Source organism: Streptomyces sp. PsTaAH-137 (assembly GCF_003259365.1).
Taxonomy (GTDB): Bacteria; Actinomycetota; Actinomycetes; order Streptomycetales; family Streptomycetaceae; genus Streptomyces.
The window spans coordinates 516635-540123 of record NZ_QLLY01000002.1; the positions used below are offsets into that span (position 1 = coordinate 516635).

Genomic DNA, 23489 nt, shown 5'->3' on the forward strand with positions numbered 1-23489 from the left:
CCGGTACCCGTGGCCACGGTCGACCTGCCTTTCGCCCGCCCCCGCGCGCCCCTGGCCGTACGGCACCGCGTCCCGCTGCTCGCGACGGTGCCCACACTGCCGCTGTACGCGGTGTGGGCGCTGTTCCTGGCGACCGGCGGCGGCGATCTCGCGGCCCAGCAGGCGTGGGCCCGGTTCGCCGCCGACCACGGGGCGTCGGCGTACAACCTGTTCTGGTACGGCGGGATGCACACCGCCAACTACTCGCTGATCTCGCCGTACTTGATGGCGGGTCTCGGGGTCAGACCGGTCACGGTGGTGTCCGGGCTGGCCGCCGCCTGGCTGGGCGCGGTGCTGCTCGTGCGCACGGGCATCGCCCGCCCGCTGCCGCCCGCCGTGCTGCTCTCGCTCGCGCTGTGGTGCGACGTGGCGTCGGGCCGCACCACCTTCGCGCTCGGGGTGGCCCTCGGGCTCGGTGCGTGCGTGGCGCTCACCGGAAGGCGCGGGTACGCGGCGGGCACGCTCTGCGCGGCGCTCGCCACGATGGCCTCCCCGGTCGCGGGGCTGTTTCTGGCGGTCGTGGGCGCCGGGTATCTGGGCGTACGGGACTGGGGCCGGGCCGCCGCGTACCTGGTCCCGCCCGCGCTGATCGTGGGCACGACGACCCTCCTGTTCCCCTTCAAGGGCGAGCAGTTGATGCCGCTGGACCGGATCTGGCCGCCGGTCGTGTTCTCGCTCGCGCTGGTGGTGGCGGGGCCCCGGCGCCGGCGGGTGGCGCGATGGGCGGCCGCCGTCTACGCGGCCGGCACGGTCGTCACGTACCTCGTCCCCTCCCCCGTCGGCACGAACGTCGAGCGGCTCGCCGAACTCGCCGCGCCTGCCCTGCTGTTGGCGGCGCTCCAGGAGCTGCCGCCGGGACGGCACCGGCTGCGGGCACTGGTCCTGGCCGTGGCGCTCGTGCTCTCCTCGGCCTGGGTGGCACAGAAGACCGTCGACGATCTGCGGGTGTCGACGCGCGTGCCCGCCTGGGCGGCCGAAACCCACGATGTCGTACGGGAGTTGGAGCGGCACCGCGCCGACCGCACCCGGGTCGAGGTGATCCCGGCCCGCAACCACCGGGAGGCGACGGCGCTCGCCCCGTACGTGAACATGGCGCGCGGCTGGAACCGGCAGCTCGACGTCGAGCGCGGGCGGCTCTTCTACGACGGCTCGTTCTCGGCGGCCACCTACCGGGCGTGGCTGGACCGGTGGGCGGTCGGCTTCGTGGTGCTGCCGGAGGGCAAGCCCGACGGGTTCGCCGAGCAGGAGGCCGCCTTCGTGCGCTCCGGAACCGGCTATCTGGAGCCGGTGTGGCGCGACCCGCACTGGCGCGTGTACCGGGTGCGGGACGCGGTGCCGCTGGTCTCGGCGCCCGCCACCGTCGTCCGCTCGGACGGGGCGCGGGTCACCGTCCGCTTCGAGCGGGCGGGCACGGCGACGCTGAAGGTCGCGTACTCGCCGTGGCTGACGTCCGAGGGCGGCTGCCTGACCGTGCGGCGGCAGCGCGGCGGCGAGTTCACCGAGCTGGTGGCGACGGCGCCCGGCACCTACCGGGTCGGCTCCGGCTGGGAGCGGGTGCCGTCGCCGAGCCCGTCAGCTGCCGGGTGTCGCGCAGGGTGACGCGGATTCGCTCGGGCTCTCCGAGGGGCTGGGCGAACCGGTCGGGGACGCGGTGTCCGTCGGGGACGCGCTGTCGGACGGGCAGCCGCCGTCGCTGGGCGTGGGGGAGCCGGGCTCGTCGGTCGCCGGGGGCGTGGGCGTGTCCGTCGGCTCGCCGGTGGCGGGCGGGGTGGGCGAGCCGGTGTCGCTGGGCCCGGGGGTCGGGCTGGGGGTCGGTGAGCCGCTGTCGGTGGGCTTCGGCGTGGGGCTGGTGGTCGGGGTCGGGCTGGGCTGCCGGGTGGGCGGCGGGCCGATGACGATGCCGCCGCCGTCCTCGTCGCCGACGGGCTTCTTCGCCGGGGTCTTCGAGCCGGCGCCGGGGCTGAACGGGACGGTGCCCTTGCCGTCGGCGACGGTGTGCACGCCCTTGCGGTAGAACTCCATCCAGTACAGGACCGTCCGCAGGTAGTCCCGCGAGTAGTTGTAGCTGAGGATGGCCCGCTCCAGGCCGCCGTCGGTGCCGACGTCGCGGTTGCCCGCGCACAGGTAGTGGCCCGCCGCGAGGGCCGCGTCGAAGATGTTGTTGGGGTCGGAGACGCCGTCGCCGTTGCCGTCGGCGCCCCAGCGGCGCCAGGTGCCGGGCAGGAACTGCATCGGCCCGACGGCCCGGTCGTAGACGGCGTCCCCGTCCCAGCGGCCGCCCTCGCTGTCGCGGATGAGCGCGAAGCCCTTGCCGTTCAGGGGCGGGCCGGTGATGCGGTGCCGTGTGGTGCCGTTCGCGTCGACGTCGCCGCCGCGCGCCTGCCCCGACTCGACCTTGCCGATCGCGGCGAGCAGTTGCCACGGCAGGTCGCAGCCGGGGTCGGTGCGGCCGACGGACGTCTCGGCTCTGCGGTAGGCGGCGAGGACGGTCGCGGGGATGCCGGCCTCGGCGCGGATCACCGTCGGCGGGAAGGTGAGGTCCGGGTTGTCCGGCGTCGTCAGCGGCGGCAGCTCGGTGTGGTACGAGTCGTCGCCCTGCGAGGGGACCTGGGGCAGGGCGCCGGAACCGCCCGCGAGGGCGATCGGGTCGGTGCCTCTGTCGTGGCTCTTGGTCAGCTCCTCCACGACACCCGGGGCCTGGGACGCCGTGAGCACGGCCGTCGCGGCGACGGCGATCGCGGTGCCGCGCAGTCGTCGGCCGAGGCGGGGGCGTTTGCTCAGTCGCGGGGTACGCATGAGGACCCTTTCGTCGGTTCGTCAGCTGCTGAAGGTGTCGATGGCGGAGACCAGCCAGTGGCCGTCGCGCTGCACGAGGTCGACGGCGAGCATGGCGCCCGCGTAGTTCGCGGCGGCGTCCTTGGCCTTCGCGGCCGTGCTGGTGCTGGACTGGTCGGCGTAGACGAGGACCCGCGCGCGGTCGCCGTCGATCCGCTCGACCGCGCTGTCGGTGACGGTCGTGGTGACGACCGTCTTCTGCTGCTGCGCCTGCGCGAGCACGGGCGCGAGAAGGGTGCGGTGCTGCTCGACGGCCTTGCCGGTGAGGAGGGTGGCCGCGGCCTTCTCCGCCGTCTTCGGGTTGGCGTAGTCGTAGGAGAAGAGCGCGTTGACCGCCTTCTCCGCCCGGCCCTTCACGTCGCTGGTGCGGGCCGCGTCGGTGAGCGCCGTGTTCTGGGCGGCGGCGGTGCCGGTGAGCGCGTGGGCCCGCGCGTGCGCCCACCCGGCGAAGCCGCCGAGGAGGAGGGTGAGCAGGACCAGCGCGGCGAGGACGGGGGTGGTGCTCCTGGCCGCCTTGTCCGTCGTACGGGGTTCGGGGCGCGGCCGGGTCTTCCTGGCGGGTTCCGCGACGACGGCCGTGACCGGAGCCTCGGTTGTGGTCTGCTCGGCCCGCTGGGTCTGGTTCTGGCGCTGGCGTTGCCGGTTGAGGGTGTGGCGGGTGGTCGACGGCATGGTGGCTCCTCAGTCGGTGGTGGTCGAGGCCGTGTCGCCGACCTGGGCCTGGGCGAGGGCGCTGAGTTTCCAGTGGCCGTCGGTGCGGGTGAGTTCGCCGAGCATCCGGCTGTCCTTGTCGGTGGCCTTCTGTCCGGCGGCCTTCACCGTGATCCGGAGCGCGACCATGACGCGGGCCTTTCCGGCCCGTTCGTCGAGTTCGGTCAGGGCGCCGTCGAGCACCTTCGCCGTGCTGACCGTCTTGGCGCTCGTCACCTGCTTCGCGAACTCGGCGCGGCCCTTTACCAGTTGGGAGTGGAGCGCGCCGGTCGTGGAGCTCTCCCACAGGTCGAGCCCGCTGTCGAGCTTCTGGTGGTCGAGGGTGTTCAGGTTCTGCACGGCCTGCTCCCCCGCCTCCAGGGCGTCGTCGCGGGCCGCCGCGAAGGAGGCCGTGTCGTCGTGCGCGGCCCCGTACCAGGACCAGCCGCCCCAGACGGCGAAGCCGCCCGCGACGAGGGTGAGCACGACCGCCACCACGAGCAGGGGTCTTTTCAGCATGGTTCACCTGGCCTTGATGTCGACGATCTGCCATACGTCGTTGTGGAGTTGAGCGGTGACGGAGAGCTGGGCGGCGGAGGTGACCGCCTTCTTGTCGCCGCGGTGCGTCGACTGGTCGAGGAAGACGAGCAGGTGCGCGGTGTCGCCGCGCAGGCTGACCGTGCCGACGCGGACGGCGTCGGTGGTGAGGGTGACTTTCTGGGCCGGCGCGTTCTTCTGAACCTGGGTGAACAGCTCGGCGTACTGTTTGGCGGCCTTGCCCGTGAGGACCTGATTGGCGGTCCGGGCGGTGGCGTTGGTGCCGTCGGGCGTGTAGGAGAAGATCTTGGCGAGAGCACTGCTGACGTCCCCGTTGACGCGGTTGGTGGCGTCGGCGTCGGTGAGGGCGTGGTTGCGGGTCGCTGGTTCTGTCCTGAGCTCGTGGGCGAGGTAGAAGAGAACGACCCCACTGACGACAAGCAGCCCGGCCACGACGACGGCGACGATGAACTGAACCCGCCCGCCGCGAGAGCTGGTCTCCGTCTCCGGGTCCGCCTCCGTGGGTGGCTGGTCGCGCAGTTCCCCGCGCCCCTGGCGGCGATCGGTGGCGGGCTCGCCTTCAGCGGCCGCCTGCTCCTGGGCGCCGTCGGCCTCCTGCTCGTCCTCCGGGTGCGCCTCCGTGGGTGGCTGGTCGCGCAGTTCCTCGCGCCCCTGGCGGCGATCCCGTACGAGGCGTCGCAGAGCCTTGGGCAATCTGCCGCCTTGGGCGGCAGGGTGGGCAAGGCGGCCCCCGGTGCCGGGTTCCTCTTCGGGGGCGTCGACTTCAACGTCGTGGGTCACTTCGACTCCCCCGTCACCGGCACGGCGCCGAGTGACTTGATCTTCCAGGTGCCGTCGGCGGACCGGCTCAGGACCGCCTCAAGACGCTTGCGCTCGGGCGCCGCCGAACCCGTCGTCACCCGTACCGTCGCGATCAGCTTCGACGTACCCGCACGGTCGTCCAGCGCGGTCACAGCGGCATCCGTCACCACCCCGCGCGACGACGCCCCGGCCGCCGGCGACACCGAGGAGAGCGACGCCCGAAGCGGACCCGTCGTCACCGATTTCCATTCGCGCACCCCCGCCTTGGCGCGGGCCGCCGTCGACGCGTCCAGCGTCGTCAGCCGGGCAACCGCCGTACGACCGTCGGAGAGCACGGCATCGCGGGCCCGGCCGTACGCGAGGTCGCTGTCACCCCGCGCCTGCGCGTACGACCAGGCCCCCGTACCGCACACCACGAGCGCCACGGCGAGCCCCGCCCCCGTCAGAACCCGCCTCACCGCCCACTCCCCTCGGAGAGCCCGAGCAGCCCGGCCATCCCGGAGGACGACGCGGACGTCCCGGAATCGTCGGCCACCGACGGGAGTGACAGCGCGCCCGGCTGTGCGGGCTTGGGCACGGCGCCCCCGCCCGGCGCGTGCGCCGAACCGCGTACGTTCACGCCGCTCGACGCGGGCGCCGTACAGCGGGCCCCGGTGTTCGTGGCGGGCGCCGCGCTGAGATCCGTACCGAGCCGGTACGTGGTGCCCGAGTAGCCCGCCGTGCACGGCAGGGGCTTGAAGAACGTGACCGCCATACCGAAGTTGACCTTCTTCCCGTCGACGGCCGTGGCTCCCGCCGCAACGGCCGCGGGCAGCTTCACGAGCAGTTCCTCGGTGCCGCGCTGCCGGGTGACGGCGACCTCGGAGGTGGTGAGGAGGTTGGCGAGGACGACGCCGACCTCCGGGTTCAGGTCGCGGAGCAGCCCGCTGATCCGGGTGGCGGCGTCCGGCGCGGCCATGACCAGGCGGCGCAGGTCGGCGTCGGAGCCCTTGAGGGTGGAGGCCAGTTGGCTGGCGCCGGACGCGAAGGACTTGATGGCGTCGCCCTCCTGGGCCTGGGTGCGGAGCACGACCTCGCCGTCGTTCATGAGCTTGGTGGTCTCGGGGAGGGCCTTGTCGGCGGCCTGGACGAACTGCGAGCCGTTGTCCATGAGGAGTTGCAGGTCCTCGCCGCGCCCCTCGAAGGCCTTGCCGAACTCGTCGACGACCGTGCGCAGGTCGTCGAGCGGCACGGAGGTGGTGAGGTCGTCGACGCTGGAGAGGACGTCGGTGACCGGCTTGGGCACCGAGGACGCGGTCCGGTCGATGCGGTCGCCGTTCGCGAGGTACGGGCCGTCGGAGCGGTCCGGGCGCAGGTCGATGTACTGCTCGCCGACCGCCGACAGGCTCGCGACGACGGCCTTGGCGTCGTCGGGGATCTCGGGCGCGGACTTCTTGATGCGCAGGTCCGCCTCGACCCCGTCCCCGGTGAGGTTGATCGCCCCGACCCGGCCCACCGAGACGCCCCGGTAGGTGACGTCGGAGTGGGTGAACAGGCCGCCGGTGCGCGGGAGTTGCACCTTGACGGTGTAGTAGTCGGCGGCGCCGACGTAGCGGCCGAGGTCGGCGTACCGGATACCGAGGTAGCCGAGGACGAGCACGGCGATGAGCAGGAACGCGAGGTTCTTCAGCCGGATGGCGAGAGTGATCACCGGGAGGCACCCCCGCTCGGCGTCGCGCTGCTGCTCGTAGTCGTCGTGGAAGGAAGCGGCAGCGGCGACGACGGATCAGCCGACTTCCCCGACGCCCCCGGAGCCTTCTTCAGCGACTTGCGCTCGCTCTGCGGAGTCGCGGTCGGTGTCCCCGCCCCCGTGTTCTCCTCCAGCGGCGGGATCAGCGTCGTCCCCTTCACGGCCGCCATGTCGAGATAGGTGTTGAGGTAGTCGCCCTTGATGCCGTTCATGACCTCGTCGGTGAACGGGTACGTCAGCAGCACCTGGAGCGAGTTCGGCAGGTCCTGGCCGGAGTCGGCGAGCGCCTTCAGGGTCGGGGCGAGGGCCTTGAGGTCGGCGACCATGTCGGCCTTGCTGCGGTTGATGGTGTCGGTGGCGACGTCCCCGAGCCGGTCGAGGGAGCGCAGCATGGTCATCAGTGAACCCCGTTGTTCCTCAAGGGTCTTGAGGCCGGGCGAGAGGCCGGTCAGCACGGTGTCGACGTCCTCCTTGCGGTGCGAGAGCGTCGCGGATAGCCGGTTGACCCCGTCGAGCGCGGCGGTGATGTCGCTGCGGTGGTCGTCGAGGTCGGTGACGAGGGCGTTGACCTGGCGCAGTGTCGAGCGGACCTGGGTCTCGCGGCCGCCGATGGCCTGGTTGAGTTCCTGGGTGATGGTCTTGAGCTGGTTGACGCCGCCGCCGTTGAGGAGCAGCGACAGCGCGCCGAAGACCTCTTCGACCTCGGTGTTGCGGCCGGTGCGGGAGACCGGGATGCGGGCGCCGGACTGGAGGGCGCCGGTGGCGTTCTCCGGTTCGACGAGCTGGACGTACTTCTCGCCGAGGAGGCTGGACTGCTCGATGCGGGCGCCGGCGTCGGCGGGCAGCTTCACATCGCCGTTGATGCGCATGGTGACGCGGGCGGTCCAGCTGTTCTTGCCTGCGAGTTCGATGTCGGTGACGCGGCCGACGGCCACGTCGTTGACCTTCACCGCGGACTGCGGGACGAGGCTGAGCACGTCCTTCATGTCGGCGGTGATGGTGTACGGGTGGGCGCCGAGGTCGGCGCCGCCGGGCAGCGGCACGTCCTCCAGGCCGCCGAACGACGGCGACGGCACGCTGATCACGCCGAGGGTGAGGAGGAAGGCGACGATGATGACGCCTCCGCAGCCGATTCCCGCGCCGGCGCGGGCGGTGGTTCGCCGGTTCACTGGTCGCCTCCCACGGAGGGCAGCGGCAGCAGCGGTCCGCCCGAGCTGAGCTCGTTGAGGTTGGCGCGGCCGTCGAGGGTTCGGGTCTTGGGGTTGTACGCGTTGAGGACGTTGCCCGCGGCGAGCGGCGCCGCGTCCAGCGCTTCGGCGAGCGAGGCCCGCTGGTCGACGAGGGCCTGGGTGATCGGGACCAGCTTGTCGACGTTGTCCTTGAGTTCGTCCCGGTGGTGGTCGATGAACGTCTTCACCTGGCCGAGCGCGGCGCCGAGTTCCTTGAGGGCGCCCGCGAGGTCGTCGCGGTTCTCGGCGAAGTAGCCGGTGACGTCGTCGAGGGTCTCCTGCGCGGTGCGCACGCCCGAGTCCTCCTGTTTGAGCATCGTGGTGAACGACTGGAGCTGGGAGAGCGTGGTGAACAGGTCGTCGCTGCTGCCGTTGAGCGTCTTGGCGGCCTTGCCGAACTGCTCGATGCTGTTGCCGAGTTCCTGGCCGTTGCCCTTGAGGTTGGCGGCGCCGGTCTTCAGCAGCCCGGACAGCGCGCCCTTCTCGTTGGCGCCGTCGGGGCCGAGGGCCTTGCTGAGGTCGGTGATGCTGTCGTAGAGCTGATCGATCTCGACGGGCGTGCGGTTGCGGGAGGCGGGCAGCACCGCGCCGTCCTTCAGGGCCGCGCCCGACGAGTAGGCCGGGGTCAGCTGGACGTACCGGTCGGCGACGACGCTCGGCGCGACGGCGACGGCCCGCGCCCCGACGGGCACCTTCACCCCGTCGTCGACGGCGAGAGTGACCCGCACGCGGGTGCCCTCGGGGTGCACGCCGTCGACCCGGCCGACCCGCACGCCGAGGATGCGCAGGTCGGAGCCGTCGTAGATGCCGACGGCCCGGTCGAAGTAGGCGGTGATGCGCGTGCCGCTGTCGCTGGTGGCGCTGACGCCGACGATGCCGGCGGCGATCAGTACCGCGAGTGCGAGGGTGCCGATGAGCAGCCTCTTCGTGGTTCGTGTGGTGGCCATGGCGGCGGTCAGCCCCCGTTCCCGTACGAGCCGTTCTTCGGTGGTCTGCACGACTTCGCGGGGAGCGACTTCTCGGGCAGGTAGGTACGCGGCACGACGCCGCACAGGTAGCTGTCGAACCAGCGGCCGTTGCCGAGGGTGTTGCCGATCAGCCGGTAGTAGGGGCCGAGGAGGGAGAGGGTCTTGTCGAGCTTGTCCTTGTTCTCGGCGAGGACGGTGGTGACCCGGCTGAGCGCGGTGAGCGTCGGGCCGAGCTGCTGGTCGTTGTCGGCGACGATGCCGTTGAGTTCCCGGCCGAGCGCCTCGCTGCCGCTGAGCAGCGCCTTGATGGCGGTGCGCCGCTTCTTCAGCTCGGTGAGCAGGGAGCCGCCGTCGTTGATGAGCGTCTCGAAGCTGGACTGCTTCGTCTGGAGGGTCTTCGTCAGCTTCTTGCTGCCGGCGAGCAGCTCGGCGAGCTGGCTGTCGCGGGACGAGACCGTCTTCGACAGCGCGGAGAGGCCCTTGACGGCCGCCTTCACGTCGGGCGGCGAGTCCTTGAAGGTCTCCGAGATGGTGTCGAAGCTGGCGGCGAGCTGCTTGGTGTCGATCTCGTCGATGGTGCCGCTGAGGTCCTGGAAGGCTTCGGTGACGTCGTACGGGGAGGTGGTGCGGGACAGCGGGATGCGGGCGCCGGGGTCCTGGCGGCCGGTGCCGACCGGGTCGAGCGCCACGTACTTGTCGCCGAGGAGCGTCTTGATGGCGATGGAGGCCGTGGTGCGGTCGCCGATCCAGGTGCCGTCGTCCTTGATCTTGAAGGTGACCTTGACCTTGGGTCCGTCGAGGCCGACGCCGGTGACCTCGCCGACCTTGACCCCGGCGATCCGCACCTCGTCGCCCGAGCCGAGTCCCGCGGCCTCGCTGAAGTCGGCGCTGTAGGAGGTGCCGCCCCCGATGTAGGGCAGGCTGCTCGCGTTGAACGCGGCGAGCGCGACGAGCCCGAGCGCGACGATTCCGGCGACCGCGATGAGCACGGGGTTGCGTTCCTGTACGGGCTTCAGCCACTGCCGTTTCCGGCTTCTGTCCGCCGTCGTCATCCCTGGCACCTCGCTTCGTTGACGGAGATACCGGTGGGGGCCTTCGACCCGTCGGACATGGCGACCCCGCTGACGTGCGCCTCGCAGAGGTAGAGGTTGAACCAGGAGCCGTAGGAGGCGAGCCGGGACAGGGCCGTGAGCTTGGCCGGGGTCTTGTCGAGGAAGTTCTGGATCTGCGGGATGCCGTCACCCAACTGGTTGGAAAGGCGGCCGAGTTGCTGGATGTCGCCCTTGAGCGGGCCGCGCGTGTCCTTGAGGAATCCGGCGGTGACGGTCGTCAGGTCGCCCATCGCGGCGACGGCCTGGCCGAGCGGTTCGCGGTCCTCGTTGAAGCCGGACACCATCTGCTGGAGGGTGGTGACGAGGTCGTCGAACTGGTCCTCGCGGTTGTTGATCGTCGCGAGCACGTCGGTGAGGTTGCCGATGACCTCGCCGATCACCTTGTCCTTCGCGGCGACGGTCTGCGTGAGCGAGCCGACGTGCTGGATGAGGCTGTCGACCGTGCCGCCCTCGCCCTGGAGGACCTTGACGATCGACCCGGCGAGATCGTTGACGTCGCCCGGCGACAGGCCCTCGAACAGCGGCTTGAAGCCGTTGAAGAGGAGCGTCAGGTCGAGGGCCGGGGTGGTGCGGTCCAGCGGGATGGTGTCGCCGGGCGACAGGTCGGAGCCCGCCGCTCCGGTGCCGCGCTCCAGGGACACGTACCGCTGGCCGACCATGTTGAGGTACTTCACGCCGGCCGTGGTGGTGCCGGGCAGCGTGCGGTCCTTGTCGACGGTGAAGGTGACCTGCGCGGTGCGGTGGTCGACGACGCGTACGTCGGTGACCTCACCCACCTTCACCCCGGATATCCGGACGCCGTCGCCGTCGATGAGCCCGGTGACGTCGGTGAACAGGGCCTTGTAGCTGCGGGTGTCGGTGTTGACGCCGCTGTTGGCGATGGACAGGCCGAGCACGGTGGTGGCGAGCGCGGTGACGAGGACGAAGATCAGCGACTTCGTGATGGGACCGGCGAGCGAGCGCCGCCGCACATGGCGGAAGTCGCCCTGAGGGGTACTCACTTGAGCTTCACCTCCGTTCCCCGGTAGACGGGGCCGACGAGCAGGCTCGACCAGTCGGGCAGGTCGTTCGGCGAGGTCTTCGCGGAGGGCGCGATCAGCTCGTTCACCAGGTCGTTCTCCTGCGGCGAGTTGGCGGACCCGAGATCCTGTCCCGCGACGGAGTCCGACGCGGTGACGGCTGCGGGGGTACGCGCGGAGGCGCCGCCGAGGTAGGGCACGGAGTAGCAGTGCGGGGTGCCGCCGGAGCCGTAGGACGGGGTGTCGCGTCCGGCCTGGTAGGCGCCCCGGGAGGCGACGGTCGTGACGTCGACGTGCAGGCCCGGCTGGTTGGTGCCCTTGCCGAGCGCCTTGTCCATGCGCGGCACGAAGTCGACGAGGGTGCGCAGCGTGCACGGGAACGACGACGAGTACTTGGCGAGGATGCCGAGCGTGCCGCGCGAGGTGGCGGACAGCTGGATGATGTTGTCCTTGTTGGCCCGCAGGAACGCGTCCAGGTCCTCGGCGGTGCGGGTGGTGTCCCCGTACGCGGCGGCGAGGTCGCTCTGCTTCTCGGCGATGGTGCCGCTGGTGGTGGTGAAGTCGGTCAGCGCGTCGAGGATGCCGGGGGCCGCGTCGGCGTAGACGTGGGAGACCTGGACGAGCTGCTTCAGGTCCTCGTTCAGCGTCGGCAGGTTGGGGTTGAACTTCTTCAGGTGCGCGTCGAGCTGGGTGAGCGTGTCACCGAGCTGGTCGCCGCGGCCCTGGAGCGCCTGCGACACGGCGGACAGCGTCGCGGAGAGTTTCTGCGGCTGGACGGCGGTCAGCATCGGCAGCACGTCGTCGAGGACCTGCTGGAGCTCGATGGCGTTGGCGGACCGGTCCTGCGGGATGGTCGCCCCCGCGGGCAGGGTGCGCGCCCCGGAGGCCGTGTCCTCCCCGTTGGCCGGTACGAGGGCCACGTACCGCTCGCCGAACAGCGTGGTCGGCAGCATCTGCGCGTGCACGTCGTCGGGGATGCGGTCGAGGGCGCCGGGCTTGAGGGCGAGGACGAGCCGCGCCCCGGTCTCCGTCGGCTCGATCTTGCGTACCTCACCGAGGACGACGCCGCGCATCTTGACCTCGGCGCCGAGGTGCATCTCGTTGCCGACGGAGCCGGTGTCGACGGTCACGTCGTCGGAGTCGGTGAAGTCCTTGTTGTATACGGCGACGGCCAGCCAGATGAGCAGGGCGGGCACGAGGAGGAAGGCGAGGCCGGCGAGGCGGCGTCGGATGGTGTCCACCGTCTCTCACCCCGCCACTTTCACGGTCGTCGTGGCGCCCCAGATGGCGAGCGACAGGAAGAAGTCGGTGACGGCGATGACGACGATGGCGTTGCGCACCGACCGCCCCACCGCGATGCCGACCCCGGCCGGGCCGCCACTGGCGCGGAACCCGTAATAGCAGTGCGCGAGGATCACCATCACGCTGAAGATCAGCACTTTCAGCACCGACAACAGCACGTCGGTCGGTGAGAGGAACAGATCGAAGTAGTGGTCGTACGTGCCTGCCGACTGCCCGTTGAAGACGACGGTCACGATGCGCGAGGCGAGGTAGGAGGAGAGCAGCCCGATCGCGTAGAGCGGGATGATCGCGACGACTCCGGCGATGATGCGGGTGGTCACGAGGTACGGCATCGAGCGCACGCCCATGCCTTCGAGTGCGTCGACCTCTTCGTTGATGCGCATGGCGCCGAGCTGCGCGGTGAATCCTGCGCCGACGGTCGCCGACAGGGCGAGTCCTGCGACGAGCGGCGCGATCTCGCGGGTGTTGAAGTAGGCGGAGACGAAGCCGGTGAAGGCGGCGGTGCCGATCTGGTCGAGGGCCGCGTAGCCCTGGAGGCCGACGACGGTGCCGGTGGCGGCCGTCATCGCGATCATCACGCCGATGGTGCCGCCGATGACACCGAGGCCGCCGGAGCCGAAGACGACCTCGGCGAGCAGGCGTTGCACTTCCTTCGTGTACCGGACGACGGTCCGCGGTATCCAGACCAGCGCCCGCACATAGAAGAGGAGTTGGTCGCCGCCCCGGTCGAGCCAGACGAGGGGTGAAGCCATGCGGGACTCAACCTCCCTTCGGTGGAACGATCTGGAGGTAGATCCCGGTCATCACCATGTTCACGAAGAACAGCAGGATGAAGGTGATGACGACGGACTGGTTGACGGCGTCGCCGACGCCCTTCGGGCCGCCGCGCGGGTTGAGGCCCCGGTAGGCGGCGACGATGCCCGCGATGAACCCGAAGATGAGGGCCTTCAGCTCGCTGATGTAGAGGTCGGGGAGCTGGGCGAGCGCGGAGAACGACTGCAAGTAGGCGCCGGGGGTGCCGTGTTGCAGGATGACGTTGAAGAAGTAGCCGCCGAGGGTGCCGACGACGGACACCATGCCGTTGAGCAGGAGGCTGACGAACATCGCGGCGAGGACGCGCGGCACGACGAGCCGCTGCACGGGCGAGACACCGATGACGGTCATCGCGTCCAGCTCCTCGCGGATCTTCCGCGAGCCGAGGTCGGCGCAGATGGCGGAGCCGCCGGCGCCCGCGATGAGCAGGGCCACGATCAGCGGGCTCGCCTGCTGGATGACGGCGAGGACGCTCGCACCGCCCGTGAACGACTGCGCGCCCAACTGCTGCGTCAGCGAACCGACTTGGAGCGCGATGACCGCGCCGAACGGAATGGACACGAGCGCGGCGGGCAGGATGGTGACGCTGGCGATGAACCAGAACTGCTCGACGAACTCCCGGAACTGGAACGGCCGCCGGAAGGTGTCCCGCACGACGCGGAGGGCGAGCGCGAAGAGCTGGCCGGTCTGACGGAGGGGGGCCAGGGCTTTGGACGGGCCCGGCGCCTTGGGCGGCGTGGTGGGGCGCGGTGGCACCCGGGAGTCCTCCGGGACGGGCAGCCGCGTGTCCGCGCTCACGAGACCCCACCCCGCCGGGGCAGCGTCACGGTGGGCGCGAGCACGTCCTGCCGCCCGTAGGAAGACCGGATGGCGTCCTGCGCGGAACCCGGCAGCGTGTCGAGCATCCCGAGCACCCGCTCCCGCCGCCGAGCGACAGCGCCCCGCTCGCCGAGTCCGGGCGAGGGCTGAAGCTGCGGTACGAGCGCCTTGGGCTGCGGCGCCACCATCCCGCCCGAAGCCTCGGCGGCGAGCGTGGCCTCGTCCTTCTCCTCGCTCATGCCGATGGGTCCGGCCTTACTGGCCGTCAGGAACTGCGACACGACCGGCTCTTGGCTGGTGAGCAGCACCTCGCGCGGCCCGAACGTGACGAGCTTCCGTCGGAACAGCATCCCCATGTTGTCCGGCACGGTCGCCGCGATGTCGAGGTTGTGGGTGACGATGAGCATGGTGGCGTCGGTGGTGGTGTTCAGGTCGATGAGCAGCTGCGAGATGAACGCGGTGCGCACCGGGTCGAGCCCGGAGTCCGGCTCGTCGCAGAGGATGATCTGCGGGTCGAGCACCAACGCCCGTGCCAGGCCGGCACGTTTGCGCATACCGCCGCTGATCTCACCGGGCAGCTTGCCCTCGGAGCCGAGCAGGCCGACCGCGTCGATCCGCTCCATGACGATGCGGCGGATCTCCGATTCCTTCTTCTTGGTGTGCTCGCGCAGCGGGAAGGCGATGTTGTCGAAGAGGTTCATCGACCCGAACAGGGCGCCGTCCTGGAACATGAGCCCGAACAGCTTGCGGGCCTCCATGATGTCCCGCTCCGGGCTGCGCGCCATGTCCACGCCGTTGACCAGGACGCGGCCGTGCTCCGGCTTCAGCAGACCGATCAACGACTTCAGGAAGACGGTCTTGCCGGTGCCGGACGGCCCGAGCATGACGCTCACCTCGCCCGCGGGCAGGGTGAGACTCACGTCCTGCCAGATGTTCTGCCGGCCGAAGGACTTGGTGAGTCCCTCGACCTTCACTTCGATTCCCATCGCTTCTCACCTTCAGCGAGCGAACTCGGCAGCGCACGGTAATTCGCTTCATACGTGCCGGACAAGATCTCGGAGCGGTCGCCCCGAATCTTCCTGAAAACTTGTCATCCAGTGATAAGAGAGCCGTTCTCTCCTGTCGGAAGATGAGTAGAACCACGGAGCCCGCAAGGGCTCTGATAGTTCGCGGCGGGGCCCCCGTCCCGCCGGGGGTGCGACGAGAGACAGGGACCCCGCCACGGAGGCGCCGACCGGAAAGGAGGATTCCGGTCGGCCCTCATATGACCCCTGACCGACGAGGGGCGCCGACCAGGAGCGGAAGAGCTTTTTGGAGACGTTACGGCCGAGTAACCTTGGCTAGCAATAGGGGTTCGGCAATTTCGCGCTGATCCAAGAAGGGCGTCCGGTTTTTTATCACCGGGCTATAACGGGGTCAGGCGGGCGGGGTGATGGTTTGTTTCGGGTTGAGGGTGTAGGTGGCCTTGATGGTGAGGGCGTCGCCGGGCTGCATGAGCCCGAGGCAGGACACACCGGGCTGGGCGACGACTTGGCTGGCGGGCACGCCACCTTGCCCGATGCTCAACTTGCCGGTGCTGTTGTCGTACTGCCCGTAGGCGGTTCCGGCCCACGAGACGTTGCAGCCCGTCCCGGACCAGTTGAGGGCGACCCCGCTTATGGACACATCGATCTTGGAAGGGCTGGCAGCATTGCGCTGCAACAGATTGATCTTCCAGGGGGTCGGGCCCACGGTGTAGGTGAAGGGGATCCCCGCCACGACGCAGGTCGAGAAAGACTTCGGCATGAATGTGCCGGCAGCCATTCCATCCGCATCCGTGGCCGCGAGTGACCCGGACACCGTCGACGAGCTACAGGCGAACGTCGCCGCAGGGAACGTGAACGCCGGATTGGTGGCGCTCCCGGTGTACAGCCCACCCGGACTGACCGTCCACACCCCACTCCCCGTGGCGGACGCCGACGTCCCCGACACCCCCAGCGCGGCGACAAGCGCAACCCCACTCATCGCCGCCCTGCGCAGCAGTAACCGCATTACTTGACCGCCGAGTGCCAGTACTGGGAGAACACCTTGCCCTGGTTCGGAGCGGCGGCGCCCGGGTCGTTCAGGGTGCCCAGGTAGGTCGAGGTGTTGTTGAGCTTGACGCTGTTCACGCCCGAGGCGGCCGGGAGGCCGGACTTGAGGTTGACGGCCCAGTTGAAGGCGCCGAGGCCCAGGGGCCCGCAGCCGCTTGCGCCCGGGGCGGCGAAGGTCGTGTCCTGCTGGGTGGCGCCGGTCATCGTGAGTCGGCCGAAGGGGCCGTCGTCGGCGGGCGTGCCGTTGGAGGTGGCGCTGTCCGCTCCGATGTTCGGCGCCGCCGCGTTCTGCGGGCGCAGGACGATCGGGGCGGACTTGGTGCCGATGTAGCAGTTGTTGCCGATCAGCGGGTTGCTGAGGTGGATGCGGACCGGGATCGCGATGATCGGCACGCCCTCGGACACGCCGGCGAGCAGCTGGAAGTCGGTGGGGGTGCCCACGGACTCGACGGTCGCCACGATCCGGTTGGTCGTGCTGTTCGTGATCTGCCCGCAAACCGCGCTGACGACGGGCACGGAGCTGGGACACATCAGTCCGAGGAGGCCGCCGGGCAGGTCGGCGGGGTCGGCGATGAGCGCGCCGTCCGACGGCGCGATCACCGAGTTGGTGCCGTCGGCGTGGGTGACGATGCCCACCTGGAGGTCGGTCTTCCCGGTCGGGACGACCGAGCTGCCGACCTTGATGGTGCCGCTGGGCGAGCTGGAGGAGATGCACGTCGCCTGGTCGTTGATGCCGTCTGCGGCCAGCATGGCTGCGTTGTCGACCGGGCAGCGGTTGAACGGCGCCCAGTTCCCGTTCAACTGAGTGCCGGCGGCGGAGGACGTACCGATGGAGGCGAGCGTCGCCAGGGCGGCGGTCGCACCGAGGACGGTCACGCGTCTGAGAGTGGCCATGCCGGTTTTCCCTTCTCGTAGAGGAATGCGAGCCCGGACGTTACTCACGGGAAACCTTTCGCACAATGCCCTTGCTGACACCTCTTCCACTACTCACGGGTTTATCGGCAAGTGAGCAGTCGGGCGGTCCACTTGCTCATCAGGTGAGTGTTTCGCGCGGCGCGGCGAAAATTCGTCACTCGCCGACAAGGAAAGTGACGTGACCTGTATGCGGCGAGACAAGAAAAATTGCGCATTCCGATCCGTTCGAGGAACCTGGCGCATTCCCATTGCGGCATCCGGTTACCAGCTCGTAACGTCCGGTCTCGAAGGCGACGAAGGTTGGCCCCCAAGGCCGGCCCCTCGGGGTTGCCTGACGGTGCGACACGATCGCGTCACCGGGTAACGGTCACGCTCCAATTCACCCTCACTCAAGCGGAGGAAACACCGTGCGTAGATTTGCCCGTAACACCGCCATCGCCGCCGGCGCGCTCGTCTCGGCCGTCGGTCTGTCCATCTCGTCGGCCTCGGCGGGCGCTCTGGCCACCTACACCGTGACGCCCGGTGGGGCGTACACGGCCAACGCCAGCGGTCCGACGCTGAAGGTCGGCAGCACCACGCTGAACTGCACCTCGTCGCAGGCCAAGGGCACCCTGAAGTCCGGCTCCGGCCTGGCGGGTGCGCAGATCGGCACCATCACCACGCTGTCCTTCACCGGTTGCACCGTCGCCGGCATCCCGTTCACGGTCTCCAGCACCGCGTCGACCGGCACGCCCTTCTACATCAACGCCACGGGCACCACGGCGAACCACATCGACGGCAACATCAGCGGCATCAACGCCAGCATCAGCGGCACCGGCTGCCACGCGACCTTCGCGGGCACCACGCTCGGCTACTACGAGAACACCTCGAACTCCCTCAACATCACGGGCGGCGGCACTCTCGCCGCTCAGCCGGGCGCCAGCTGCCTGGGCCTGATCACCGCCGGGGCACACGCGGACTTCAAGGCGAAGTACGTGCTGACCAGCACGCAGACGATCACCTCCCCGTGATCGCGTAGCAGTGCGCAGCCCGCCGCCGAGCTTCCGCTCGGCGGCGGGCGTGCACGTGTTTGCGGGGCAGGTCCGGCGCGGGCGAGGGAACACGACTTCAGGAGGCACGACCAGATGAATGCGAACGGGAAACGGACCGGGGGCGACTCACGACGCCTGGTGCGGGTGGCGTCGGTGGCCTCGGCCGCACTGGTCGCCGGGCTGCTGTCGGGTTCTGGTTCGCAGGCCGATGAAAAGTCTCCCCCCTCCGTCGAGTTGGCCTACGAGTGCACCCTCCCCCCAGCTTCGGGGGGCGATGCCACGGCACCGGCGGTGAAGCTGGAGGCCACGGTGAAGGTGTCCACCCAGGCGCCGACGACCGCAGTCACGGGACACCCGATCCAGATCGGCCCCGTGCAGGTGGAGACGCGGCTGCCCCGCGCGGAACTGGCTGAATTGCTCCCCGCCGGAGCCGAGTTGACGAGCGAGGCGACTCTCGGCGTGGAGGTGCGACAGAACAAGGACACGGCGGATGCGACCTGGTCCGGCCTCGGCGCCCGGAGCACCGTCCCGGCGGACGGCCCAGACATCACCCTGACCCACACGGGAGACGTCTCCTCCGTCACCGTCAACGCGTCGGGTGTCATCGAACTCCTCGCGCGGCAACTGGTGCTGACGGTGTCCCCGGCGAATGCGAGCCCCGTCACCGCCACCTGCTCACCGGCCGAGGACGCCGATCCACTACTGGCCCGAATCGCTGTGCCCGACGACCCGGGGACGGATCCGGGCGGCTCCTCACCGTCGGACACACCAACGGGCAAGGGCGACAAGAGCCCGCGCGATGGGCTCACCGTCACGCCGAAGGACGAGCCGAAGGCCGAAGAGGCCACGTGCGGGCCGCGGCCGAGCGGCGACCCGGACCTCAGCCAGGTACCGCTTCCTCCGGGCGCCGACCCCGCCGTGTACCCCATCGAGGGCCTTCAGGCTTGCGCCTACGCAGCGGGCCTGGCCACGGTCCGCAAGCAGGACGGCTCGATGATCATCAACGATCCGTCCGCGTCGCCCGCGCTGATGGACGTCAACGGTGCCATGCAGGCCGCCAGCTATCCGTATCCGGAGGACCCCACCAAGGTCTACCTCCGCCTTGACTCCGTCGGAAAGCTCACCCTCCCGGACGCCACGTCGACCTTCCTCGGCTTCGGCTTCGTCCCCGTGACCGCGAAGGTGTCGTTCGAGAACAGCCCGATCACCATCTCCACCGGAAACATGCGGGACGAGTTCGATCCGTTCGCCGTGGTGACGTTCGTCCAGACCCTCCGCATCCGCTCCGTGAAGGTAAACGGAACCAGTCTTCCGGTCGGGGACAACTGCCGCACCAAGACACCCTTCCGTGTCACGTTGCGCGGAAAGTTCGGCCCGGACGGCAGCGGCAGTTACGTCAACGTCTTCGCGGGCGGTCTCCTCTCGGGCAAGGTCACGATCCCCGGCTTCACCGGCTGCGGAGTCGGCGGCGAGAACCTCAACCCCCTGTTCACCGCGTCCATCAGCGGCCCGGACAACCTGATCTCCATGAATCAGGCCCCTGTCTGCGGGCTCGACCCCTGGGGCGCGTTCGGCTGCCCGCCGGTCATGGCCACCCTGCCCCCGTACAAGCTCCCGTAACAGCCCCACCACCCCACCACCCCATCACTTCTCAGCCACATCCCCCACACGGCGATCAATCTCTGCGCAACAGATGTACAACGCACAGTAGTTGTTCTAATTTTCATAGACCCAGTTGGTATGCACCTGGCGGGTGGGACAGCAGCGCACCCGTGCGTCGTCGTCCCGCCCGGCCCCCCACCCGGCGCTCGGACAAGCGAGGAACGCGGCCATGCCTCTGCCCGCGCACACGAAAGATGTAGACGACCCCCTGGGGCCACTGCCCAAGGAGTTCGCCCGCATCATGCGCCCCGAACTCCCCGGTCTCATCAAGGAGATCGGGGTAGAGGTGACGCGCGCGTTCCCCGAGTACGCGGCGCTGCTTAGCGGGCCGAGTGGCGCGGCGATCCGGCAGGGCGTCGAGCAGAGCCTGCACGCGTTCGTGGACCGGGTCGCGGATCCGGACGCCTCCACCGCGACTCGGGACGAACTACTACGGAAGTTCGGGCGGGTTGAGGCGTATGAGGGCAGGGATCTGGCCACGCTCCAGGGCGCCTACCGGCTCGGCGCGCGGGTCGCTCTGCGGCGGGCGAAGGACCTGGGCCGCCGCTTCGACCTCTCCCCCACCCTCCTGCTGACGTTCGCTGAGGCCGTCTTCGCCTACATCGGCGAACTGGAAGCCCTCTCCCACGAGGGGTACATGGAGGTGCAGGCCAGAGCGGGTGCGGCCGGCGAGGTGGTGCGAAGACGGTTACTCCACCTGCTGCTCGCCGGAACCCCGCTGGGTCACACCACCATCAACAACCTGTGCGAGCAGACCGGTTGGCAGTTGCCCACCGAGGTCACCATGATCGCGATGCGGACACCGGCCGAACACATCCAGCCAGGTCTGGCCGTCGACGTCCTCGCCGACCTCGGCGCCCCGCAGCCGCATCTCCTCGTCCCCGGCCCGATCACCACCGAGCGCCGCGCGATGCTCGCCGCGGCCGCCCCTGAAAGCTCGTACGCGATCGGGCTGACCATCCCGACCGAGCAGGCCGCCGACTCGTTGCGGTGGGCCCGGCAGGTGCTTCAGCTCGTTGATGATGACATCGTTGCCGATCAGCAAGTCCTCGACTGCGCAGACCACTTGGTGACGCTGTGGCTGCTCGCCGACCAGGCGCTGGTCACCGAGATCGCCACCCGCGAACTGGCCCCGCTCGACAAGTCCTCCGGCACCCGCCGCGCCCGGCTCGTCGAGACCCTGCACGCCTGGCTGACCACCCGGGGCACGGCGGAGCAGGTCGGCGACGCACTTGGCGTCCACGCCCAGACCGTCCGCTACCGGCTCCGCAAACTCGACGCCCACTTCGGCGACCGCCTCGAAGCCCCGACGCACCGCTTCGCCCTGGAGGCCGCTCTGCGCGCCCTGCACCTGCGCGACAAGAACTACGACGCGGAGTAGCCCTCCACGAACGTACCGAACGCCTCCGGCGAGAACGTCAGGTGTGGGCCCGCCGGGTCCTTCGAGTCGCGGACGGCCACGGAGGCGCAGGGGGTTCCGGCGACCTCGACGCACTCGCCGCCCTGGTCACCGCTGTAACTGGACTTGGCCCAGGTGAGAGCCCCGAGCGGCGCGCACTCCACGCAGTCGCCGCCCTGGTCGCCGCTGTAGGTCGACTTACGCCACTGGACGCCCGCCATAACGCTCCTCCATCACCCGCCGGATCAGCCGCGCCGAGTCCGCGAGGGACAGTGCGGCCGCCTGCAAATGATCGTAACGGAGCGAACAGTCCTTGACGGTGGTCGGGTTGGCAGTCGGATGTCCTTGCCCGTACCCCTCGGTGTAGACGATGGGCGGGTCGGTGGGGAAGCGGTACAGGTTGTACGACCCTTGCAGCCCCGCGTGCGCGCCCGCCGAGAACGGCAGCACCTGCACATTGACGTAGGGATGCGCCTCGTAGTCCAACAGGTGCGCGAGTTGGTCGCGCATGACTTCCGGCTCGTCCCCGACCTTCTGGAGCAGCGCCGCCTCTCCGAGGATGGCCCAGAAGACGGGCTGCTGGTCCTTCTCCAGGATGCGCTGGCGGGCGAGGCGGACCTCCGCGCGGTCGTCCAGGTTCTCGCGGTCCATGGTGCCGAGGACCGCGCTCGCGTAGGCCCTGGTCTGCAACAGCCCGTGCACCATGTGCGTCTGGAACGTAGAGATCTCCTCCGCCCGCGCCTCAAGCTCCGCGACCTGCTGGAACCACACCGGCAACTGCGACCGCAGCACCAGCCCCACCAGCCGCGACAACAACCCATCAGTCCCCAGCGCGGCATCACACCGCTCGCTGAACTCGGGCGTCGGCAGCTTCCGGGCGGTCTCGATCTGTCCCACCAGCGAGCCGGTGTAATTGACGATCTGCCCGAGCTGCTTCTGGGTCAGCCCGGCGGCCTCCCGGTGACGGCGCAGCTCGAAGCCGTAGTAGTCGAGCGGTGAGGCGCTCGGGTCGAGGACGTTGATATGGACCATGCACAGCCCCTTCAACTCGGCCCACATCCGGGCCCGTTGTATCCAGCCGATTGCTCAGCGTAGTCACGCTTCGCCACGCTCGTCCCGTGAACAAGCAAACCGAGCAGCCCCACGTCTACACGCTGCGCCTCACCGTCGGCACCCACTCGGCCCGCCATGTGCGCCGCATCGTCCACCGCCTGTGCGCCGACTGGTCGGTCCCGCCGGACACGGCCGACGACCTGGCACTAGGCGTCACAGAACTCCTGAGCAACGTCGTACGCCACGTACCCGGCGCCCGCGCGGAGGTACACCTGCGGCACGCCCCGGATGACGGCCACGTACGCGCGGAGGTGACCGACGACGGCCCGCAACTACCGCAAACGGCACCCGCGTTGGCCGACCCCTGCGCCGAGGGCGGCCGGGGCCTGGCGATCGTCGCTGCGGTGGCGGCGAAGTGGGGTGTTCAGCGCCCCGAGGCCGGGGGCGAGGGCAAGACGGTGTGGTTCGAGTGCCGGCCGAGGGCGGTGACGGAGCCGTCGGGGTGCCAGAGCACGGCCCAGGTCCGGCCCGCGGTGTCGGTCGATTCCCCGGCGACGTAGCCCCGGTTGTTGATGGCCCGGGCATGGCTGGCGACGTCGCCGGGGAGGGGGCTCAGTTCGGTGCGGGTGCCGTCCGGCGACCAGCGGACGGCCCGCTCGGTGCCGTCGTGGTGGCGGACGTCACCGACCACCTCACCGGAGTCGTTGATGTCCTGGGCGGTGGCGACCGCCCCGCCGGGCACGGACAGCCGTTCGGCGGCTCCGTCGGGACTCCAGCGCACGGCCCACTCGTCCTCCCTCGCGAGATCGCCGGACAGTTGGTCCGCCGCCGTCGCCAGGCCGACGATGACACCGGCCCGGTTGACGGCGAACGCGCAGGCGTTCCGGGCGTCCGCGGGCAGGGCGAGCTCGGTGGGGGTGCCGTCCGGGTCCCAGCGGACAGCGGGGCCGATGAGGTCAGTGGGGCCCGACTGGCCGACGACCACCCCTTCGTCGTTGATGCCTTGGGCGACACTCACGTCATGGCCGGGCAGGGTGCCGAGGTCGGTCACCGCGCCGGTGCGGTCCCAGCGAACGGCGTGGGGCGTCTCGTACTCCCCGACGTTGGCGAATCCAACCGCCGTGCCCTCGCGGTTGGCGCCGAACACGCCGTGGAGCGCCCCGCCCAGCGTCTCCATCCGGACCGGCGCGGCGGGCCGGGCCGAGTCGGTCCCGGGCTTCCAGTGCACCGGCATCATGAAGATGCGGTCCATGTACCAGCCGACCACGTAGCCGTCCTCGCTGACCGCCAGAGCGAGCCCGTTATGGCCTTCGGCGGGCAGGGCCAGCCGTTCGCCGTCCTCGCCGGGATGCCAGACGACGGGGAACGGCGACTCGGCGTCGTTCTCGTGCGCCGTCCCCACGACGGTGTTGTCGTCGGCCAGTCCCAGGGCCGAGCTTCCGA

24 protein-coding genes are annotated in these 23489 nt (G+C 70.1%); 6 read left to right on the top strand and 18 right to left on the bottom strand.

Features of this window, described 5'->3' with window-relative positions:
• Positions 1–9: 9 nt before the first annotated feature.
• A complete protein-coding gene (locus tag K377_RS05900; protein WP_111662054.1) occupies positions 10–1638 on the top strand; it encodes a DUF2029 domain-containing protein in 1629 nt (542 codons plus the stop codon).
• Here the strand turns inward: K377_RS05900 and K377_RS05905 are convergent.
• From K377_RS05905 to K377_RS41295, 15 genes are all read right to left on the bottom strand, one after another.
• Entirely contained in the window at positions 1612–2835 is a 1224-nt protein-coding gene (locus K377_RS05905) for a lytic transglycosylase domain-containing protein (protein ID WP_111662055.1), read from the bottom strand. The two genes, K377_RS05900 and K377_RS05905, sit on opposite strands and share 27 nt — an antisense overlap.
• 21 nt (positions 2836–2856) lie before the next feature.
• Entirely contained in the window at positions 2857–3546 is a 690-nt protein-coding gene (locus K377_RS05910) for a hypothetical protein (RefSeq protein WP_111662056.1), read from the bottom strand.
• Between the two features lie 9 nt (positions 3547–3555).
• On the bottom strand, positions 3556–4083 hold the full coding sequence (locus K377_RS05915) for a nuclear transport factor 2 family protein (protein ID WP_111662057.1): 528 nt from the start codon (positions 4081–4083) through the stop codon (positions 3556–3558).
• Positions 4084–4086: 3 nt separating this feature from the next.
• Positions 4087–4815 (bottom strand): hypothetical protein, encoded by a 729-nt coding sequence (locus K377_RS42150; protein ID WP_237551518.1) that lies wholly within the window; start codon positions 4813–4815, stop codon positions 4087–4089.
• An 83-nt stretch (positions 4816–4898) separates the two neighbouring features.
• Positions 4899–5381, bottom strand: coding sequence for a hypothetical protein (locus tag K377_RS05925; RefSeq protein ID WP_111662058.1), 483 nt, complete (start codon positions 5379–5381; stop codon positions 4899–4901).
• Entirely contained in the window at positions 5378–6613 is a 1236-nt protein-coding gene (locus K377_RS05930) for an MlaD family protein (RefSeq protein WP_111662059.1), read from the bottom strand. Before K377_RS05930 ends, K377_RS05925 begins: the two co-directional genes overlap by 4 nt.
• Complete coding sequence (locus K377_RS05935) at positions 6610–7821, bottom strand: MCE family protein (protein ID WP_111662060.1); 1212 nt, start codon at positions 7819–7821, stop codon at positions 6610–6612. The genes K377_RS05930 and K377_RS05935 overlap by 4 nt, the downstream gene beginning before the upstream one ends.
• Positions 7818–8828 carry an MCE family protein gene (locus tag K377_RS05940; protein ID WP_111662211.1) on the bottom strand — a complete coding sequence of 337 codons (1011 nt, stop codon included), beginning with the start codon at positions 8826–8828 and terminating at the stop codon, positions 7818–7820. The genes K377_RS05935 and K377_RS05940 overlap by 4 nt, the downstream gene beginning before the upstream one ends.
• Positions 8829–8836: 8 nt before the next feature.
• Entirely contained in the window at positions 8837–9901 is a 1065-nt protein-coding gene (locus tag K377_RS05945; RefSeq protein WP_111662061.1) for an MCE family protein, read from the bottom strand.
• Positions 9898–10962 carry an MCE family protein gene (locus K377_RS05950; RefSeq protein WP_111662062.1) on the bottom strand — a complete coding sequence of 355 codons (1065 nt, stop codon included), beginning with the start codon at positions 10960–10962 and terminating at the stop codon, positions 9898–9900. The genes K377_RS05945 and K377_RS05950 overlap by 4 nt, the downstream gene beginning before the upstream one ends.
• Positions 10959–12221, bottom strand: coding sequence for an MCE family protein (locus K377_RS05955; protein WP_111662063.1), 1263 nt, complete (start codon positions 12219–12221; stop codon positions 10959–10961). The genes K377_RS05950 and K377_RS05955 overlap by 4 nt, the downstream gene beginning before the upstream one ends.
• A 6-nt stretch (positions 12222–12227) precedes the next feature.
• Positions 12228–13034, bottom strand: coding sequence for an ABC transporter permease (locus tag K377_RS05960; protein WP_111662064.1), 807 nt, complete (start codon positions 13032–13034; stop codon positions 12228–12230).
• A gap of 7 nt (positions 13035–13041) precedes the next feature.
• Positions 13042–13851, bottom strand: coding sequence for an ABC transporter permease (locus tag K377_RS05965; RefSeq protein ID WP_181512494.1), 810 nt, complete (start codon positions 13849–13851; stop codon positions 13042–13044).
• 38 nt (positions 13852–13889) lie between these two features.
• Complete coding sequence (locus tag K377_RS05970; protein ID WP_111662065.1) at positions 13890–14900, bottom strand: ABC transporter ATP-binding protein; 1011 nt, start codon at positions 14898–14900, stop codon at positions 13890–13892.
• 430 nt (positions 14901–15330) lie between these two features.
• Complete coding sequence (locus K377_RS41295; RefSeq protein ID WP_146614689.1) at positions 15331–15717, bottom strand: hypothetical protein; 387 nt, start codon at positions 15715–15717, stop codon at positions 15331–15333.
• A gap of 13 nt (positions 15718–15730) precedes the next feature.
• Between K377_RS41295 and K377_RS41300 the strand changes: the two genes are divergently transcribed.
• Positions 15731–15952 (top strand): hypothetical protein, encoded by a 222-nt coding sequence (locus K377_RS41300; protein ID WP_146614690.1) that lies wholly within the window; start codon positions 15731–15733, stop codon positions 15950–15952.
• On the opposite strand, the gene K377_RS05980 is transcribed toward K377_RS41300, so the two are convergent.
• Positions 15945–16880, bottom strand: a complete 936-nt coding sequence (locus K377_RS05980) for a hypothetical protein (RefSeq protein WP_111662067.1) — start codon at positions 16878–16880, stop codon at positions 15945–15947. The two genes, K377_RS41300 and K377_RS05980, sit on opposite strands and share 8 nt — an antisense overlap.
• Before the next feature lie 428 nt (positions 16881–17308).
• Here K377_RS05980 and K377_RS05985 point away from each other — a divergent pair, with 428 nt between their 5' ends.
• From K377_RS05985 to K377_RS05995, 3 genes are all read left to right on the top strand, one after another.
• Positions 17309–17911, top strand: coding sequence for a hypothetical protein (locus K377_RS05985; RefSeq protein WP_111662068.1), 603 nt, complete (start codon positions 17309–17311; stop codon positions 17909–17911).
• 312 nt (positions 17912–18223) lie between these two features.
• Positions 18224–19552 carry a DUF6801 domain-containing protein gene (locus K377_RS05990; RefSeq protein WP_111662069.1) on the top strand — a complete coding sequence of 443 codons (1329 nt, stop codon included), beginning with the start codon at positions 18224–18226 and terminating at the stop codon, positions 19550–19552.
• Positions 19553–19763: 211 nt separating this feature from the next.
• Positions 19764–20975, top strand: a complete 1212-nt coding sequence (locus K377_RS05995; RefSeq protein ID WP_111662070.1) for a helix-turn-helix domain-containing protein — start codon at positions 19764–19766, stop codon at positions 20973–20975.
• Here the strand turns inward: K377_RS05995 and K377_RS06000 are convergent.
• Both K377_RS06000 and K377_RS06005 read right to left on the bottom strand, forming a co-directional pair.
• Complete coding sequence (locus K377_RS06000; RefSeq protein ID WP_111662071.1) at positions 20960–21214, bottom strand: DUF397 domain-containing protein; 255 nt, start codon at positions 21212–21214, stop codon at positions 20960–20962. The two genes, K377_RS05995 and K377_RS06000, sit on opposite strands and share 16 nt — an antisense overlap.
• Positions 21192–22025, bottom strand: coding sequence for a helix-turn-helix transcriptional regulator (locus tag K377_RS06005; protein WP_111662213.1), 834 nt, complete (start codon positions 22023–22025; stop codon positions 21192–21194). The genes K377_RS06000 and K377_RS06005 overlap by 23 nt, the downstream gene beginning before the upstream one ends.
• Before the next feature lie 86 nt (positions 22026–22111).
• Here K377_RS06005 and K377_RS06010 point away from each other — a divergent pair, with 86 nt between their 5' ends.
• Positions 22112–22606, top strand: a complete 495-nt coding sequence (locus K377_RS06010; RefSeq protein WP_111662072.1) for an ATP-binding protein — start codon at positions 22112–22114, stop codon at positions 22604–22606.
• The last annotated feature ends 883 nt before the right edge of the window (positions 22607–23489 follow it).